The following is a 16,037-nucleotide window of genomic DNA, read 5'->3' as shown; positions in this document are numbered from 1 at the left end:
GCCGAGGTTAGAGGATCAGTTGCGCCCGTGCCACTGTTCAGCGCGAGCGGAATGCGGCCAGGCCACGCGCGGCCTGGCCACGAATAGCGTTCTGCACCGGCGGCAGCCAACCCAGCAACAGCCCCTTGCCCCCGAGTGCCTGGCGCGCCCAGCGCCAGAGATCGAAACGGTCGCGGTGCTCGACGATCAGCCCGTCCTTGAAGCAGAAACTGGCCTGTATGCGGTTGACCACGGTGTTGCCGGTCTGGCTGAACAGGTAGGTCGCCACCCACTGCGCCCCACCCTTCTCATCATCGGCCCAGACGTCGCCGAAGGTCAGCGAAAAACCTTGGGCGCGGCTGGCGAGCATGCGCCACATGTCGCGTGCCTGGTCGCCCTGCAGATCAGGGAACAGCGGATCGCTGAACTGCACATCGCTCGCGTAGCAGGCGACCATACCTTCGGCATCCAGTGCCTGGAAGGCCTGGTAGAAACGGGTGATCAGTTCGGCATTGGAATGAGCCATTGCACCGCTCCAGATGAGTGAACACACAGTATCGACTGCCGCGGCGGCCAGGCGCGATGGCCTTTTGTGCCATTCTCCAGGCTGATCGGTCGACTCAAGCCTTGTCGCCGTGTACCTCGACCTGGCGAGCACGGCCCGCGCCCAGGCCAAACGCCGTCGCCACCAGGCCGACACTGCCGAACAGCCAGCCGAGTACCGTCCAGCCGCCGCTCCAGTCATGCAGGATACCCACCGCCAGCGGCCCCATCGACGCCAGCGTATAGCCCACGCCCTGGGCCATGCTCGACAGGCTGCCAGCAGCCTGGGCATCGGGCGAGCGCAACACGATCAGGGTCAGTGCCAGGGCGAACGAACCGCCCTGCCCCAACCCCAGAACGATGGCCCAACCCCATAGCCCAGCCAGCGGCGCATACAGGCAGCCGAACAGGCCAAGCAGGGTCAGCGTCATGACCGCGATGACCGCAAGCCGCTGATCCCGGCCACGCGTGGCCAACCAGGGCACGCTGAGCGAGCTGGCCAGTTGCACGATGATCGAACCGGAGGTGACCATGCCCGCCTCGACCGGACTCAGGCCACGACCAATCAGGATCGACGGCAGCCAACCGAAGACGATGTAGGCCAGCGACGACTGGAAGCCCATGAACAAGGTGACCTGCCAGGCCAGTGGATCGCGCAGCAGCCCCTTGACCTTGCGCCGGCTCGCCGAGGTGCCGTGGCGGCGCAACTGCGGCAGCCAGCAAAGGGCGGCGAGCACTGCCGGGATGACCCAGAAGCCCAGGCCGATGCGCCAGCTGTCGTCGAAATGATGGGTCAGCGGCACGGTCGAGCCGGCCGCGATTGCCGCGCCCAGGCATAGAGCCATGGTATACACGCCGGTCATCAGGCCGGCATGGCTGGGGAAGTCACGCTTGACGATGCCCGGCAGCAATACGCCGATGATGCCGATGCTGGCTCCGGACAACAGGCTGCCACTGAACAGTCCGAACGCACCAAGGTTGCTGCGCAGCAGGATGCCGCCGGCCAGCGCCAGCAGGATGGCGAACACCGTGCCTTCGCTGCCCAGGCGCCGCGACAGCCAGGGCGCCAGCGGCGCAAACAGACCGAGGCAAAGCACGGGCAAGGTGGTCAGCAGGCCAGCCTGGGCGGCACTCAGCCCCAGCGCCTGGCTGACCTGGCCAAGCACCGGCGCCATGCTCGACAGGGCCGGGCGCAGGTTCAGGGCGACCATGACCAGGCCGATCAATAGCAGCCATGTGTTGTATTGCGGTCGATTGGGAAGCGCATTGGACATATCGGATCAAGGCTCGTCGATCAGGGTCAGCGACAGGTTGCGGGCGCGCTCGACATCGCCATCGCGTACCGCATCGAGGATCAGGCGATGCAGATCGAAGACCGACTGCCGCCTCGGGGTCTGGCTCAGGGTGGTGCGCAGGGCCTGGCCGACCTGGCTGGAGAAATACTGGTACAGGCCACTCAGGGCCGGGTTATGCGCGGCGTCCACCAGGCGCTGGTGAAACACCAGGTCGCAGGCGATATAGCTTTCCAGATCGTCGTGATAGTGCTGGCCGCTCTGTTGCAAGGCCTCTTCGAGGCTTTGCAGATCGGCCTCGGTACGCCGTTGCGCGGCAAGGCGAATGGCTTCGCTCTCGATCATTCGCCGCACTTCCCGGCATTGCTCCAGGGTGCAACGCGACAGCACCTGCACGGTGGCCAGCGGATCGCTGTTGGCGCGCAGATAGCTGCCATCGCCCTGGCGGATTTCGATCACGCCGCTGAAGGCCAGCACCCGCATCGCCTCGCGCACGGTGTTGCGGCTGATGCCCAGCTCTGCGCCCAGCTCAGGCTCGGTAGGCAGGCGCTCGCCGACTTGCCAGGCACCTTGCGCGATGCGTTCGCGCAAGCGTTCGAGGGCCTGATCGACCAGGGAGCGTTTGACCAGAGGTGCACTCACGAAATGATCCAATCATCGGATGAATTCGTGCAAAGCATAAAGGCGCGGTCCGCTCGATGCAAACCGCGCCCCGTCTATCTCGTCAATGCAGGATCTGCCCGAGGAACAACCGGGTCCGCTCGTTCTGCGGGTTGTCGAAGAACGCATTGGGCTCGTTCTGTTCGACGATCTCGCCCTTGTCCATGAAGATCACCCGGTTCGCCACGGTACGGGCAAAACCCATCTCGTGGGTCACGCAGAGCATGGTCATGCCGTCCTCGGCCAGGCCGATCATGGTGTCGAGCACTTCCTTGACCATTTCCGGATCGAGGGCCGAGGTCGGCTCGTCGAACAGCATGATCTTGGGCTTCATGCACAGCGCCCGGGCGATGGCCACGCGCTGCTGCTGGCCACCGGAAAGCTGGCCGGGAAACTTATGCGCCTGCTCGGGGATGCGCACCCGCTTGAGGTACTGCATGGCGATTTCCTCGGCGTCCTTCTTCGCCATCTTGCGTACCCACATCGGCGCCAGCGTGCAGTTCTGCAGCACGGTCAGGTGCGGAAACAGGTTGAAGTGCTGGAACACCATGCCCACTTCCCTGCGGATCGTCTCGATCTGCTTGAGGTCGTTGGTCAGTTCGGTGCCATCGACCACGATCCGCCCTTCCTGGTGTTCCTCCAGACGGTTGATGCAGCGGATGGTGGTCGACTTGCCCGAACCCGAGGGCCCACACAGGACGATGCGCTCGCCCTGCCGCACGTTCAGGTTGATGTCCTTGAGCACGTGGAACTGGCCATACCACTTGTTCACGCCCTGCAGCTGGATGATCGGCTCGGCGCTGGGTTGTTTCTTCAGTAATTCGTTCATTTGCTCATGACTCCTAGCGCTTGTGGCCGGTATTCAACTTGCGCTCCAGGCGCATCGAATAACGGGACATGCTGAAACAGAACATCCAGTAGACCAGGGCGGCGAACACATAGCCCTCGGTCGACATCCCCAGCCAGGCCGGGTCGTTGGTCGCCCGCTTGATGCTGTTGAGGAAGTCGAACAGGCCGATGATGATCACCAGGCTGGTGTCCTTGAACAGGGCGATGAAGGTGTTGACGATGCCGGGGATCACCAGTTTCAGCGCCTGGGGCAGGATCACTAGGCCCATGGTCCGCCAGTAGCCGAGGCCCATGGCCGCCGCCGCTTCGTATTGCCCCTTGGGAATCGCCTGCATGCCACCGCGCACCACCTCGGCGATGTAGGCGGCCTCGAAGAAGATCACCATCACCATGGCCCGCAGCAGCTTGTCCAGGCTCATGCCTTCGGGCAGGAACAGCGGCAGCATCACCGAGGACATGAACAGCACGGTGATCAACGGCACGCCGCGCCAGAACTCGATGAAGGTCACGCAGATGACCTTGATCGCCGGCAGGTTGGAGCGCCTCCCGAGGGCCAGCAGGATGCCCAGCGGCAACGCCCCGGCGATCCCGACGGCGGCGATCACGATGGTCAGCATCAGGCCGCCCCACTGCGAGGTGGCGACGCTGTCCAGGCCGAAGAAACCGCCATGCAGCAGCCAGTAGGCAAGGACCGGGTAGACCAGCAGATAGGCCAGGCCGTACTTGGCCTTGTTCTGCAAGCGTTTGAGGAACAACGGCAGCGCCGTGACGATGGCGATGATCGCCGCCAGGTCGACGCGCCAGCGCAGCTCGGCCGGATAGAAACCGTACATGAACTGGCCGAAGCGATCGCCGATGAAGGCCCAGCAGGCACCCTCGCGCGGCGTGCAATCCCTGACGTTGCTGCCGCTCCAGATGGCCTTGAGCAACGCCCACTCGATGACCGGCGGCAGCACCAGCCAGATCAGGTACAGACCTGCCAGGGTCAACAGCGAGTTGATCCAGCTGGAGAACAGATTCGCCCGCATCCAGGCGAGTGGTCCGACGCTGACCGACGGTGGCGGCAGGTCGGGCTTGAAGGTATGTGTCGTCATGGCTGCGCCCTACCGTTCGATCAGCGCGATGCGCTTGTTGTACGCGTTCATCAACATCGAGATGCTGATGCTGATGGCCAGGTAAACGCTCATGGTGATGGCCATGGCCTCGATGGCCTGGCCGGTCTGGTTGAGCACGGTGCCGGCGAACAGCGAGACCATGTCCGGATAACCGATGGCGGCGGCCAGCGACGAGTTCTTCGCCAGGTTCAGGTACTGACTGGTCAGCGGCGGAATGATCACCCGCAGCGCCTGCGGAATGATCACCAGGCGCAGGATGCGCGCCGGACGCAGGCCCAGCGAGCTGGCCGCCTCGGTCTGGCCGTGGCTGACCGACTGGATGCCGGCACGTACCGTCTCGGCGATGAAGGCCGCGGTGTAGATGCTCAGGGCCATGATGATCGACACCAGCTCCGGCGCCATGACCCAGCCGCCACGGAAGTTGAAGCCCTGCAGCACCGGCACGTCCCAATGCACCGGCGCACCGGCGACAAGCATGGTCAGGCCGGGCAGCACAACGAGGATGGCGATGGCGGACAGCAGCACAGGAAAGCCCTGGCCCGTGGCATGCCGACGCGCCCTTGCCCACCGCCATACACCGTAGATGGCCAGCAGGCCGACGCCCAGGGCGATCAGGAAAGGCACCAGGCCTTCGGCGGCAATCGGCGCGGGCATCTGCATGCCACGGTTGTTGACGAACAAGGTATCGCCGAAGTTCACGCTCTGGCGCGGCCCCGGCAAGGGTCCGATCACCGCGAAATACCAGAAGAATATCTGCAGCAATGGCGGAATGTTGCGGAACGTCTCGATGTATACGGTCGCCAGCTTGCTCAGCAGCCAGTTCGGCGACAGCCGTGCGACGCCCAGGGCAAAGCCGAGGATCGTCGCCAGGAAAATCCCCACGACCGTCACCAGCAGGGTGTTGAGCAGGCCGATCAAGAACACCCGACCGTAGGAATCGCTCTCGTTGTAGTCGATCAGGTGCTGGGAAATACCGAAGCCGGCACTCTGCTCCAGGAAACCGAAGCCGGAAAGAATGCCGCGCTGTTGCAGGTTGTGCTGGGTGTTGTGCACCAGATACCAGCCGATCGCTACGACCAAAACGACAGCGATGATCTGAAACGCCCAGGCACGCACCTGCGGGTCGGTCCATATGGATGGACGCGGAGGATTGGAACTGCTTCGCATGATGGCCCTCACGGAGGCGGCCCAGGCCCGGAAGGCCTGAGCTGCCTCGTCAATCAGGAACGACCGACGCCCCGTCCGGGGCGCCGGCGCGCTGGATCAACGCACCGGCGGTGCGTACTGGAGGCCACCCTTGTTCCACAGGGCGTTGATACCGCGGTCGATCTTCAGCTCACTGCCTTTACCGACGTTGCGCTCGAACATCTCGCCATAGTTGCCGACCTGCTTGACGATCTTCACCGCCCAGTCCTTCGGCAGCTTCAGGTCCTTGCCGAAGTCGCCTTCAGTGCCCAGCAGGCGGGCAACGTCGGGGTTCTTGGTCGACTTGGCCTGCTCTTCGACGTTGGCCGAAGTCACCCCCAGTTCCTCGGCGTTGAGCTGGGCGAACAGTGTCCAGCGCACGATGTCGAACCACTCCTCGTCACCCTGGCGCACGGCCGGGCCGAGCGGTTCCTTGGAGATCACTTCCGGCAACACCACGTACTCGTCCGGCGCAGCCAGCTTGATGCGCTGGGCATAGAGCTGCGACTGGTCGGAGGTCAGTACGTCGCAACGACCGGACTCCAGGGACTTGGCGCTCTCGTCGGAAGTGTCATAGGTGATCGGCGTGTACTTCAGGCCATTGGCGCGGAAGTAGTCGGCCAGGTTCAGCTCGGTGGTGGTGCCGGCCTGGATGCACACGGTAGCCCCGTCCAGCTCCTTGGCGCTGGAAACGCCGAGCTTCTTGTTGACCAGGAAACCCTGGCCGTCGTAGTAGGTCACGCCGGTGAAGTTCAGGCCCATGGCCGCATCGCGCGAGCTGGTCCAGGTGGTGTTGCGCGACAGCACGTCGACCTCGCCGGATTGCAGGGCGGTGAAACGCTCCTTGGCGGTCAGCGGGCTGTACTTGACCTTGGAAGCATCGCCGAACACGGCAGCGGCGACCGCGCGGCAGACGTCAACGTCGATACCCAGGTAGTTGCCCTTGGCGTCGGCGTAGGAGAAACCGGGCAATCCATCGCTGATACCGCACTGCACGAAGCCTTTCTTCTTCACCGCATCCAACGTGGCACCGGCGTGGGCGAAACCGCTCACCCCCAGTACCGCGGCCGTAGTCAATACAGCCAGGGTGGATTTCACCATCTTCATCAGAACCTCCAAGCATTATTGTTGAGTCGGAGTCTCGGCCTGGCCAGCCAGCCCTTGTGAGGCCTACCCGATGCCGCCAACATGGCGCCCGGACGGCGAGCGAGGCCCGGAAACAGTCTAGTCACCGCTCCAGGGGGCGGAAGAAACCGCCTCTGGCCCGTGGTCTATGCGGGTGGGAGACAAAACGTTGCCCGCTGTAACGTCATTCGTTTCAGCCTGGACAGACAGCCTTGAGCAAAGCGCGTACCAGCTTTGCGACAATGCCGCGTTCAACGGCGGTCAAGCAGCAAACTTTCAGTTGTGCGACATCGATTTAACGGATGAGACAGACACCCTCGATGCCCGCGCACCAAAACAAAGCACACGAACAAGTCTGGAGCCACATATGCCCGAAAAACTGCATCTCGACGCACCACAGAGCGCTGACGCCTGCGTCATCTGGTTACATGGCCTGGGGGCCGACTGTTACGACTTCCAGCCGGTCGCCCTTGCACTGCAACGGGGCCTGCCCAGCGTGCGTTTCATCCTGCCCCAGGCACCGACCCGTGCGGTGACCATCAACGGCGGCTATGCCATGCCCAGTTGGTACGACATCACCGCCATGAGCCCGGCCCGCGCCATCGATGAGGAGCAACTGGAGGAGTCGTCACGTACGGTCATCGAACTGATCGAGCAGCAGCGCTCCTCGGGCATCGACCCGACACGCATCATCCTCGCCGGCTTCTCCCAGGGTGGCGCGGTGGTCCTGCACACGGCCTACCTGCGCTGGAATGGCGAGCTGGGCGGCGTACTCGCACTGTCCACCTATGCCCCGACCTTCGACGATCGACTGACGCTCGACGAACGACGCCAGCGCACCCCGCTGCTGAGCCTGCATGGTTCGGCCGACGAAGTCGTGGCAATCGACATGGGACGCACGGCCCATGACCGTGTGCAGCGCGCTGGCGGCCAGGTCGAATGGAAGCAGTACCCGATGGGTCATGAAGTAGTGAATGAAGAGGTCCAGGACATCTATACGTGGCTGAGCGCTCGCCTGGGCTCCTGAGAACGACAGTTGGTAAAGGCCCGCTAAAAGCACAGGGGCCTTTCTCGTTTGAGAACCAACTCACACGACGGGATTGAGGCTGCAGCTGTTTTGCCTCGAAACGGCGGTAAAAGAGGCTTCAACAGCTCGGATCACAAGCGTGAACAGATTCCAAGAACCTTCTGGCATCGGCCGCTTTCTCTTTGTTATTACCGTCGGTCGGCCGGAGGGCACTGATCGATTGTCGAGCGATCCATTGCGACTTACGGTCATCGATGAGCGATGGCGCTCTCCCACGAGCACCCGCCCCGGGTATCCAACGATGAACAAGGAGTGTTTGTGATGCCATCCGCCTTCTGCACGCCCCTAGGCGACGTATCATGCGTGCGATGAAAAATGCCGAATGGCAGCGACAGCTGCCGCAACTCAGCCACATGCGACTGTTCCACAATGTCGCGCCACACAGCCTGAAACAACTGCTGCAGGAGTTCCGTGCCTGCGAGCTGGAAACAGGTGAAGTGCTGCTCTCGCCCTTCAGTCGCAACCAATACCTTTATCTACTGCTGGAAGGCGAACTGAAGGTCTACCTCGGCTCACTGGACAACCAGCCGGTCAGCACCCTGTCGCCGGGCGAGTGCGCTGGCGAAATCAGTTTCATCGACAACGACCACCCCTCGGCCTATGTCGTCACGACCCAGCCGTCACTGGTGCTGCGCCTGCAGCGCGAGTCGCTGGTCGGCCTGTTCAATCATTCGCCACAGATGATGCAGAACCTGCTGCAACTGCTCTGCGAACGGGTACGCCAAGGCAACAGGATCATTCTCGACAGTGAGCAGAACGCCAACGTCGACACCCTGACCGGCTGCTTCAACCGGCGTTGGCTGGAGCACGTCTTCCAGCGCGAGAGCACGCGCTGCGCCTACAATCAGCAGCCGCTGTGCATGCTCATGCTCGATGTCGATCACTTCAAATCCTACAACGACCAGCACGGCCACCTCGCCGGCGACTATGCCCTCAGCCTGGTCGCCCACACCCTGCGCAACCAATTGCGTCCCAAGGACAGCATGGCTCGCTATGGCGGTGAAGAGTTCGTCATCCTCCTGCCGGAAATCGATCTCGACGAAGCCCGCAGGATTGGAGAGCGCTTGCGCCAGAGCCTGGAGCAGATCGGCTCCTTCTATTCGCCCATCGGCATCCTGCCTGGAGTCACCGTATCGATCGGACTGGCCGGGATGCAGCACCAGGACCTCCTGGAAAGCCTGATCGCCAGGGCCGACAGCGCGCTCTACCAAGCCAAGCAACAGGGTCGCAACTGCCTGTGCGGATAGCCTGGCGGGCTTGAACCGAGCAACCACCCAGGGCACTTCGCCAGCGGGGCTTCTTGCTTTACACTGGCGGCCGTTCACTCCTTAACCAGATGAGATGGCCGTGCTCAAAGCACTCAAGAAAATCTTCAGCAAGGACGCCGAGCAGCCCGTGAGCAGCGTACCCACCAGTACCCTCCCCACACCGCCGGCCCTACCTGCGAATCCGCCACAGAGCGACGCCCCCGCCCCTCGCAAGGACCAGGAAACCAAGCCACAGCGTACCCGCCGTGAACGCCCGGCCAAACCGGTGGATACCTGGTCGCTGGCCGACTTCGTGGTCGAGCCCATGGAAGGCAAGACCCGCTTTCATGACTTCAAGCTTTCCCCCGAGCTGATGCATGCCATCCATGACCTCGGCTTTCCCTACTGCACGCCGATCCAGGCCCAGGTCCTCGGCCACACGCTCAAGGGCAAGGACGCCATCGGCCGTGCCCAGACCGGCACGGGCAAGACCGCCGCGTTCCTGGTCTCGACCATCACCCAGTTGCTGCAGACACCGCCGCCGAAGGAACGCTACATGGGCGAGCCACGGGCACTGGTCATCGCTCCGACCCGCGAGTTGGTGGTACAGATCGCCAAGGACGCCCAGGCGCTGACCAAGTACACCGGCCTGAACGTGATGAGTTTCGTCGGCGGCATGGACTTCGACAAACAGCTCAAGCAGCTCGAATCTCGCTATTGCGACATCCTCGTCGCCACACCGGGCCGCCTGCTGGATTTCAACCAGCGCGGCGAGGTGCACCTGGACATGGTCGAGGTGATGGTGCTCGACGAAGCGGACCGCATGCTCGACATGGGCTTCATCCCGCAGGTGCGCCAGATCATTCGCCAGACGCCGATGAAGGGCGAACGCCAGACCCTGCTGTTCTCCGCGACTTTCACCGAGGACGTGATGAACCTGGCCCGGCAGTGGACCACCGACCCGGCCATCGTCGAGATCGAGCCGGAAAACGTCGCCAGCGATACCGTCGAGCAGCATGTCTATGCGGTTTCCAGCCAGGACAAGTACAGGCTGCTGTACAACCTCGTGACCCAGAACAACTGGGAACGGGTGATGGTCTTCGCCAACCGTCGCGACGAAGTGCGGCGTATCGAAGAGAAGCTGGTCAGGGACGGCGTCAGCGCCGCGCAGATGTCCGGCGACGTGCCGCAGCACAAGCGGATCAAGACCCTGGAAGGTTTCCGCGAGGGCAAGATCCGCGTGATGGTGGCGACCGACGTCGCCGGCCGCGGCATCCATGTCGACGGCATCAGCCACGTGATCAACTTCACCCTGCCGGAAGTGCCGGACGACTACGTACACCGCATCGGCCGTACTGGACGCGCCGGCACCAGCGGCGTTTCGATCAGCTTTGCCGGCGAGGACGACGCCTTCGCCCTTCCGCCGATCGAAGAATTGCTCGGGCGCAAGATCAACTGCGAAACGCCGCCGGACGAACTGCTCAAGCCGGTGCCACGCAAGCACTGAAGCCCAAACGCCCCGACCTGTTCGGGGCGTTTTGTTTCAGCCCAACACCTTGAGAAACGCCGCCAGCCACGCTGGATGCGCGGGCCAGGCAGGTGCGGTAACCAGGTTGCCGTCGACATGGGCCTCGGTGACCGCCAGTTCGACGAACTCGCCACCGGCCAAACGCACCTCTGGCGCACAGGCCGGATAGGCACTGCAGAAGCGCCCCTTGAGCACATCGGCCGCCGCCAGCAACTGCGCGCCGTGGCAGACCGCAGCGATGGGCTTGTGCGCCGCATCGAACGCCCTGACCAACTCGATCACCCGGCCATCGAGCCGCAGGTATTCCGGCGCCCGGCCACCAGGAATCACCAGAGCGTCATAGGCATCGGCGCGGACGTCATCGAAAGAGAAATTCAGGGCGAAGTTGTGCCCTGGCTTCTCGCTGTAGGTCTGGCCGCCTTCGAAATCGTGGATCGCCGTGCGAATGGTCTCGCCCGCCTTCTTGTTCGGGCAGACGGCATGCACTTCGTGACCGAGCATGAGCAAGGCCTGGAACGGCACCATGGTTTCGTAATCTTCGGCATAGTCGCCGACCAGCATGAGGATCTTCTTCACGGACATCGGGCTGCTCTCCACGGATTGAGGAGCATGCAGTCTGGTACAGATGGATGGAATGAAAAAGCCCCGCGTCCAGACAGTGTGAAAACTACTGCGCTCGGTCATGCAGCGTTAAAAAACGGCTCAAAATGCTCATTTACAGCTCGTAAACTGCGCTTTTTCGCCGTTTTTTGCCTTGCCTGACCTTCGCTCGCTACGTTTTCACACGACCTGCGTCGCGGGGCTTTTTCATATCGCCAGGCTCAGAGCGGCTTGCCGCGATTACCGTGCTGGGCCACGAACTGCTGCACCGTCTTCAGGTCGTTGGCCAGGACGCTGCAACGCTCTTCGCGCTGGAACAGGTCGCTCAGGTGCGCCGGCAGTTCCAGGGCCTTGCCGACACCGGCCTTCTCCACCGCATCGGGGAATTTGACCGGATGGGCGGTGCCCAGCACGACCATCGGCACCGACAGGCTGCGGCGGCATTCACGGCCGGCACGCACGCCGATGGCGGTATGAGGATCGAGCACTTCACCGGTGGTCTTGAACACTTCGGCGATGGTCTCGCAGGTTTCCTCGTCGTTGACCGCTAGGGAGTCGAACAGCTTGCGCGCTTCGCTCCAGCGGTCTTCCTCGACGCTGAAGCCGCCGCCCTGCTTGAAAGTGTCCATCAGGTTGGCGATGGCGGCACCGTTGCGGCCGTGCAGGTCGAACAGCAGGCGCTCGAAGTTGGACGAAACCATGATGTCCATCGACGGCGACAGGGTCGGGTGCAGGGTGTCCTTGACGTACTGGTTGCCGCTCATGAAGCGGTGCAGGATGTCGTTGCGATTGGTGGCGACGATCAGTTGGCTGATCGGCAGGCCCATGTTGCGCGCCAGGTAGCCGGCGAAGATGTCGCCGAAGTTGCCGGTCGGCACCGAGAACGCGATCGAACGCGTCGGACCACCGAGCTGCAGGGCGGCGTGGAAGTAGTAGACGATCTGGGCCATGATCCGCGCCCAGTTGATCGAGTTGACGGCGACCAGGCGAGTGCCCTTGAGGAAGCCCTGGTCGGCGAAGCTGGCCTTGACCATTTCCTGGCAGTCGTCAAAGTTGCCTTCGATGGCGATGTTGTGGATGTTATCGCCGAAGATGGTGGTCATCTGCCGGCGCTGCACCTCGGACACACGCTTGTGCGGGTGCATGATGAAGATGTCGACGTTGTCGCAGGCCTTGCAGCCCTCGATGGCTGCCGAGCCGGTATCGCCGGAGGTGGCGCCCATGATCACCACGCGCTCGTTGCGCTTGGCCAGCACGTGGTCGAGCAGGCGACCGAGTAGTTGCAGGGCGAAGTCCTTGAACGCCAGGGTCGGACCGTGGAACAGCTCCAGCACCCACTCGTTACCGTTCAGTTGGCGCAGCGGAGCAACGGAGCTGTGGGCGAAGACACCGTAGGTCTCTTCGAGGATTTTCTTGAAGTCGGCATCGGCGATGCTGCCGGTGACGAACGGGCGCATCACCCGGAACGCCAGCTCGTGGTACGGCAGGTCGGCCCAGGACGCGATCTCTTCCTGGGTAAAGCGCGGCAGGTTTTCCGGCACGTACAGGCCACCGTCGCTGGCCAGGCCGGCAAGCAGCACGTCTTCGAAATTCAGGGCCGGCGCCTGGCCGCGGGTACTGATGTAGCGCATGTCATTCAAACCTTCGGTTTGAGCTTGAAGCTTGAAGCTCGAAGCACTCGGTCTTCCAGCCTCCAGCTTCAGGCCTGATTAATTGAGTTGTTCGACGCGGATACGCACGACGCTGCCGGAGACGCCATCCAGCGCTTCCAGGGCCGCGATGGCATCGTTGACGCGCGATTCGACCACGCGATGGGTCACCAGGATCATCGGCACCAGGCCGTCCTGCTCCTCGGCTTCCTTCTGCATGATCGATTCGATGTTGATCCCGCGCTCGGACAGGATGCTCGCCACCTGGGCCAGCACGCCAGGGTGATCCTTGGCCTGGATGCGCAGGTAGTAGGCACTCTCGCTCTCACTGATCGGCAGGATCGGGTGGTCGGACAGAGAATCCGGCTGGAATGCCAGGTGTGGCACGCGATTGGTCGGATCGGTGGTCAGCGCGCGCACCACGTCGACCAGGTCGGCGACCACCGCCGAGGCAGTCGCTTCCATGCCGGCGCCAGCACCGTAGAACAAGGTCGAACCGGCGGCATCGCCATTGACCATCACCGCGTTCATCACGCCGTTGACGTTGGCGATCAGGCGGTCGGCCGGAATCAGGGTCGGGTGCACGCGCAGCTCGATACCAGCCTCGGTACGACGGGCCACACCGAGGTGCTTGATCCGGTAGCCCAGAGCTTCGGCATAGTTGACGTCGGCACTGGTCAGCTTGCTGATGCCTTCGGTGTAGGCCTTGTCGAACTGCAGCGGGATGCCGAAGGCGATGGAGGCGAGGATGGTCAGCTTGTGCGCGGCGTCGATGCCTTCGACGTCGAAGGTCGGGTCGGCTTCGGCGTAACCAAGCGCCTGGGCTTCCTTGAGCACATCGGCGAAGGCACGGCCTTTCTCACGCATCTCGGTGAGGATGAAGTTGCCGGTGCCGTTGATGATCCCGGCCAGCCAGTTGATACGGTTGGCGGCCAGGCCTTCGCGGATTGCCTTGATCACCGGGATACCGCCAGCGACAGCCGCTTCGAAGGCAACGATCACGCCCTTCTCGCGGGCACGGGCGAAGATTTCGTTGCCGTGCACAGCGATCAGAGCCTTGTTCGCGGTGACCACGTGCTTGCCATTGTCGATGGCCTTGAGTACCAGTTCGTGGGCCAGGGTGTAACCGCCGATCAGCTCGATGACGATGTCGATCTCGGGGTTGCTGGCAACGTCGAAGATGTCCGCGGTAATTGGGGTGGAACCGGTTTCGCACTTGGGGTTCGGACGACGGGCGGCAATCTGCGCGACCTCGATTCCGCGCCCGGCACGGCGGGCAATCTCCTCGGCGTTGCGCTTGAGTACGTTGAAAGTACCGCCACCGACGGTCCCCAGGCCACAGATGCCTACTTTTACCGGATTCACTCTGCTGTCCCCACCTGCACTGCGTAAAACGGCCGGGTAAGCCCGGCCGAGAAAAAGAGTCGCACTTTACGAAGCAGCCGATTGCTGGTCAATCGACTGCACAGTCCATCATTTGGCCATCAGCGCCTGGGCCGCGAGCTGCGCGGCGGGCTGGTAGCCCGGCAACAGCTTGCCGTCGGCGAGGACGATCGCCGGCGTACCATTCACGCCGATCGCCTGGCCCAACTGGAACTGCTTGGCCACCGGATTATCGCACTTGGCCGCTTCGATCTTGCTGCCCTCGACGAACTTGTCCATTGCCGCGACACGGTCCTTGGCACACCACACGGCCTGCATCTGCTTGTCGCCCTCGGAGCCCAACCCCTGACGCGGGAACGCCAGGTAACGAACCTCGATACCACGCGTGTTCAGCTCAGCCACTTCTCCATGCAGCTTGTGGCAATAAGGGCAGGTTGTGTCGGTAAAGACGGTTATATGGGTCTTGGCTTCACCCTTGGCCGGATAAACCACCATTTCCGCTGCGGGAATGCCATTGATCAGCTTGGCCACGGAGCGCGACTCGGTGGCCTCGGTCAGGTTGGTGACCTTGTCGCCATCGACCTGGTACAGGTAACCCTGGATCACGAACTTTCCGTCGGCACTGGCATACAGCACACGCCCGCCCTGCAGTTGAACCTCATAGAGACCGTTCAATGGGCTGCTGCTGATGGACTCGACCGGCACACCGGCCTGCAGCGACTCCAGGGTCTTGCGGATGTTCTGCTCGGCATTCTGGTCAGCCTGGGCGAACAGGCTGGCCAGGGCAATGGCGGCACCGGCGAGAAAACGGGTCACGCGCATGGATACTCCTGTAGCGGGCGGAGGGCGAAAGAAGGCGCAGAGGGTAGCACAGAAGCAGGACAGGCCGCCTTAAGCTAGCCCCTCGGATGATGTTGCGCATGCAATTCCTGCAGGCGCGCCCGGGCGATATGGGTATAGATCTGCGTGGTCGACAGGTCGCTATGGCCGAGCAGCATCTGCACCACGCGAAGATCGGCGCCGTGATTGAGCAGGTGAGTGGCGAAGGCATGGCGCAGGGTATGCGGCGACAACGACTTGGAAATCCCTGCCACCTGGGCCTGATGCTTGATCCGATGCCAGAAGGTCTGCCGGGTCATCTGCACGCCGCGCAGACTGGGGAACAGCACATCGCTGGGCTTGCCATCGAGCAGGAATGGCCTGGCCTCGCGCGCATAGCGCTCGATCCAGTGGATCGCCTCGCCCCCCAGCGGCACCAGGCGTTCCTTGCTGCCCTTGCCCAGCACACGCACCACTCCCTGGCGCAGATTGACCTGTTCGAGGGTCAGGGACACCAGCTCGGTGACGCGCAGACCGCTGGCGTAAAGCACTTCCAGCATGGCCTTGTCGCGCATGCCGATGGGATCTTCCAGCACGGGAGCGGCAAGCAGCGCTTCGACATCCGCCTCCGAGAGCGACTTGGGCAGCGGCCGGCCGATCTGCGGCAAATCGACCTGCAGGGTCGGGTCCTCGGCGATCAGGTTCTCCAGCAGCAGATAGCGATAGAAGCCTCGGGCGCTGGAAAGAAAACGGGCGGTGGAACGTGCCTGGTATTTCTGCTCCAGGCGCCAGGCCAGGTAATCGAGCACGGCATCGCGCCCGGCCGTCGGCAGTTCGATGCCCCGCTCCCGCAACCAGCTATTGAAATGACCGAGATCGCTGCGGTAGGCGCTGCGGGTGTGCTCGGACAAGCCCTTTTCCAGCCACAAGGCATCGAGAAAACGGTCGATCAATGGGTGATCAAGGATAGGCATCG

Annotated in this window: 15 protein-coding genes; 3 read left to right on the top strand and 12 right to left on the bottom strand. The window is 62.9% G+C overall.

All coding sequences use genetic code 11. From position 1 onward, the window contains the following. Positions 1 to 37 precede the first annotated feature (37 nt). The 7 genes from ACSZPK_RS21750 to ACSZPK_RS21720 form a co-directional block, all read right to left on the bottom strand. Positions 38 to 505: a nuclear transport factor 2 family protein gene (locus ACSZPK_RS21750; RefSeq protein WP_437883634.1), complete on the bottom strand. Its 468-nt coding sequence runs from the start codon at positions 503 to 505 to the stop codon at positions 38 to 40. A 94-nt stretch (positions 506 to 599) separates the two neighbouring features. Beyond that, the gene (locus ACSZPK_RS21745) at positions 600 to 1,796 is read right to left on the bottom strand and encodes a CynX/NimT family MFS transporter (RefSeq protein WP_437883633.1); all 1,197 of its coding nucleotides are present in this window, start codon (positions 1,794 to 1,796) and stop codon (positions 600 to 602) included. A 6-nt stretch (positions 1,797 to 1,802) separates the two neighbouring features. Beyond that, on the bottom strand, positions 1,803 to 2,456 hold the full coding sequence (locus tag ACSZPK_RS21740; protein WP_437883632.1) for a FadR/GntR family transcriptional regulator: 654 nt from the start codon (positions 2,454 to 2,456) through the stop codon (positions 1,803 to 1,805). 82 nt (positions 2,457 to 2,538) lie between these two features. Further along, the gene (locus ACSZPK_RS21735) at positions 2,539 to 3,303 is read right to left on the bottom strand and encodes an amino acid ABC transporter ATP-binding protein (RefSeq protein WP_437883631.1); all 765 of its coding nucleotides are present in this window, start codon (positions 3,301 to 3,303) and stop codon (positions 2,539 to 2,541) included. A gap of 13 nt (positions 3,304 to 3,316) precedes the next feature. Further along, the gene (locus ACSZPK_RS21730) at positions 3,317 to 4,417 is read right to left on the bottom strand and encodes an amino acid ABC transporter permease (protein ID WP_437883630.1); all 1,101 of its coding nucleotides are present in this window, start codon (positions 4,415 to 4,417) and stop codon (positions 3,317 to 3,319) included. 9 nt (positions 4,418 to 4,426) lie between these two features. Next, positions 4,427 to 5,605, bottom strand: a complete 1,179-nt coding sequence (locus ACSZPK_RS21725; RefSeq protein WP_437883629.1) for an amino acid ABC transporter permease — start codon at positions 5,603 to 5,605, stop codon at positions 4,427 to 4,429. Positions 5,606 to 5,701: 96 nt separating this feature from the next. After that, positions 5,702 to 6,730 carry an amino acid ABC transporter substrate-binding protein gene (locus tag ACSZPK_RS21720; RefSeq protein ID WP_437883628.1) on the bottom strand — a complete coding sequence of 343 codons (1,029 nt, stop codon included), beginning with the start codon at positions 6,728 to 6,730 and terminating at the stop codon, positions 5,702 to 5,704. 385 nt (positions 6,731 to 7,115) lie between these two features. On the opposite strand from ACSZPK_RS21720, the gene ACSZPK_RS21715 reads away from it, so the two are divergent. The 3 genes from ACSZPK_RS21715 to rhlB all read left to right on the top strand — a co-directional run bounded on the left by ACSZPK_RS21715 (position 7,116) and on the right by rhlB (position 10,589). Further along, on the top strand, positions 7,116 to 7,775 hold the full coding sequence (locus tag ACSZPK_RS21715) for an alpha/beta hydrolase (protein WP_437883626.1): 660 nt from the start codon (positions 7,116 to 7,118) through the stop codon (positions 7,773 to 7,775). Between the two features lie 368 nt (positions 7,776 to 8,143). Continuing rightward, positions 8,144 to 9,082, top strand: coding sequence for a diguanylate cyclase (locus ACSZPK_RS21710; protein ID WP_437883713.1), 939 nt, complete (start codon positions 8,144 to 8,146; stop codon positions 9,080 to 9,082). A 100-nt stretch (positions 9,083 to 9,182) separates the two neighbouring features. Further along, entirely contained in the window at positions 9,183 to 10,589 is a 1,407-nt protein-coding gene (gene rhlB / locus ACSZPK_RS21705; RefSeq protein ID WP_437883624.1) for an ATP-dependent RNA helicase RhlB, read from the top strand. Between the two features lie 36 nt (positions 10,590 to 10,625). On the opposite strand, the gene ACSZPK_RS21700 is transcribed toward rhlB, so the two are convergent. The 5 genes from ACSZPK_RS21700 to xerD all read right to left on the bottom strand — a co-directional run bounded on the left by ACSZPK_RS21700 (position 10,626) and on the right by xerD (position 16,035). After that, complete coding sequence (locus ACSZPK_RS21700; protein WP_437883623.1) at positions 10,626 to 11,192, bottom strand: DJ-1/PfpI family protein; 567 nt, start codon at positions 11,190 to 11,192, stop codon at positions 10,626 to 10,628. Between the two features lie 239 nt (positions 11,193 to 11,431). Beyond that, positions 11,432 to 12,841 (bottom strand): threonine synthase, encoded by a 1,410-nt coding sequence (gene thrC / locus ACSZPK_RS21695; RefSeq protein WP_437883622.1) that lies wholly within the window; start codon positions 12,839 to 12,841, stop codon positions 11,432 to 11,434. A 78-nt stretch (positions 12,842 to 12,919) separates the two neighbouring features. Next, the gene (locus tag ACSZPK_RS21690) at positions 12,920 to 14,224 is read right to left on the bottom strand and encodes a homoserine dehydrogenase (protein ID WP_437883620.1); all 1,305 of its coding nucleotides are present in this window, start codon (positions 14,222 to 14,224) and stop codon (positions 12,920 to 12,922) included. Positions 14,225 to 14,332: 108 nt separating this feature from the next. Then, positions 14,333 to 15,064: a bifunctional protein-disulfide isomerase/oxidoreductase DsbC gene (dsbC, locus tag ACSZPK_RS21685; protein WP_437883619.1), complete on the bottom strand. Its 732-nt coding sequence runs from the start codon at positions 15,062 to 15,064 to the stop codon at positions 14,333 to 14,335. Positions 15,065 to 15,138: 74 nt separating this feature from the next. After that, positions 15,139 to 16,035 carry a site-specific tyrosine recombinase XerD gene (gene xerD / locus ACSZPK_RS21680; RefSeq protein WP_437883618.1) on the bottom strand — a complete coding sequence of 299 codons (897 nt, stop codon included), beginning with the start codon at positions 16,033 to 16,035 and terminating at the stop codon, positions 15,139 to 15,141. Positions 16,036 to 16,037 lie beyond the last annotated feature (2 nt).

Source organism: Pseudomonas sp. LRF_L74 (assembly GCF_965644255.1).
Taxonomy (GTDB): domain Bacteria; phylum Pseudomonadota; class Gammaproteobacteria; order Pseudomonadales; family Pseudomonadaceae; genus Aquipseudomonas.
This window is presented reverse-complemented; position numbering and strand designations above follow the sequence as displayed.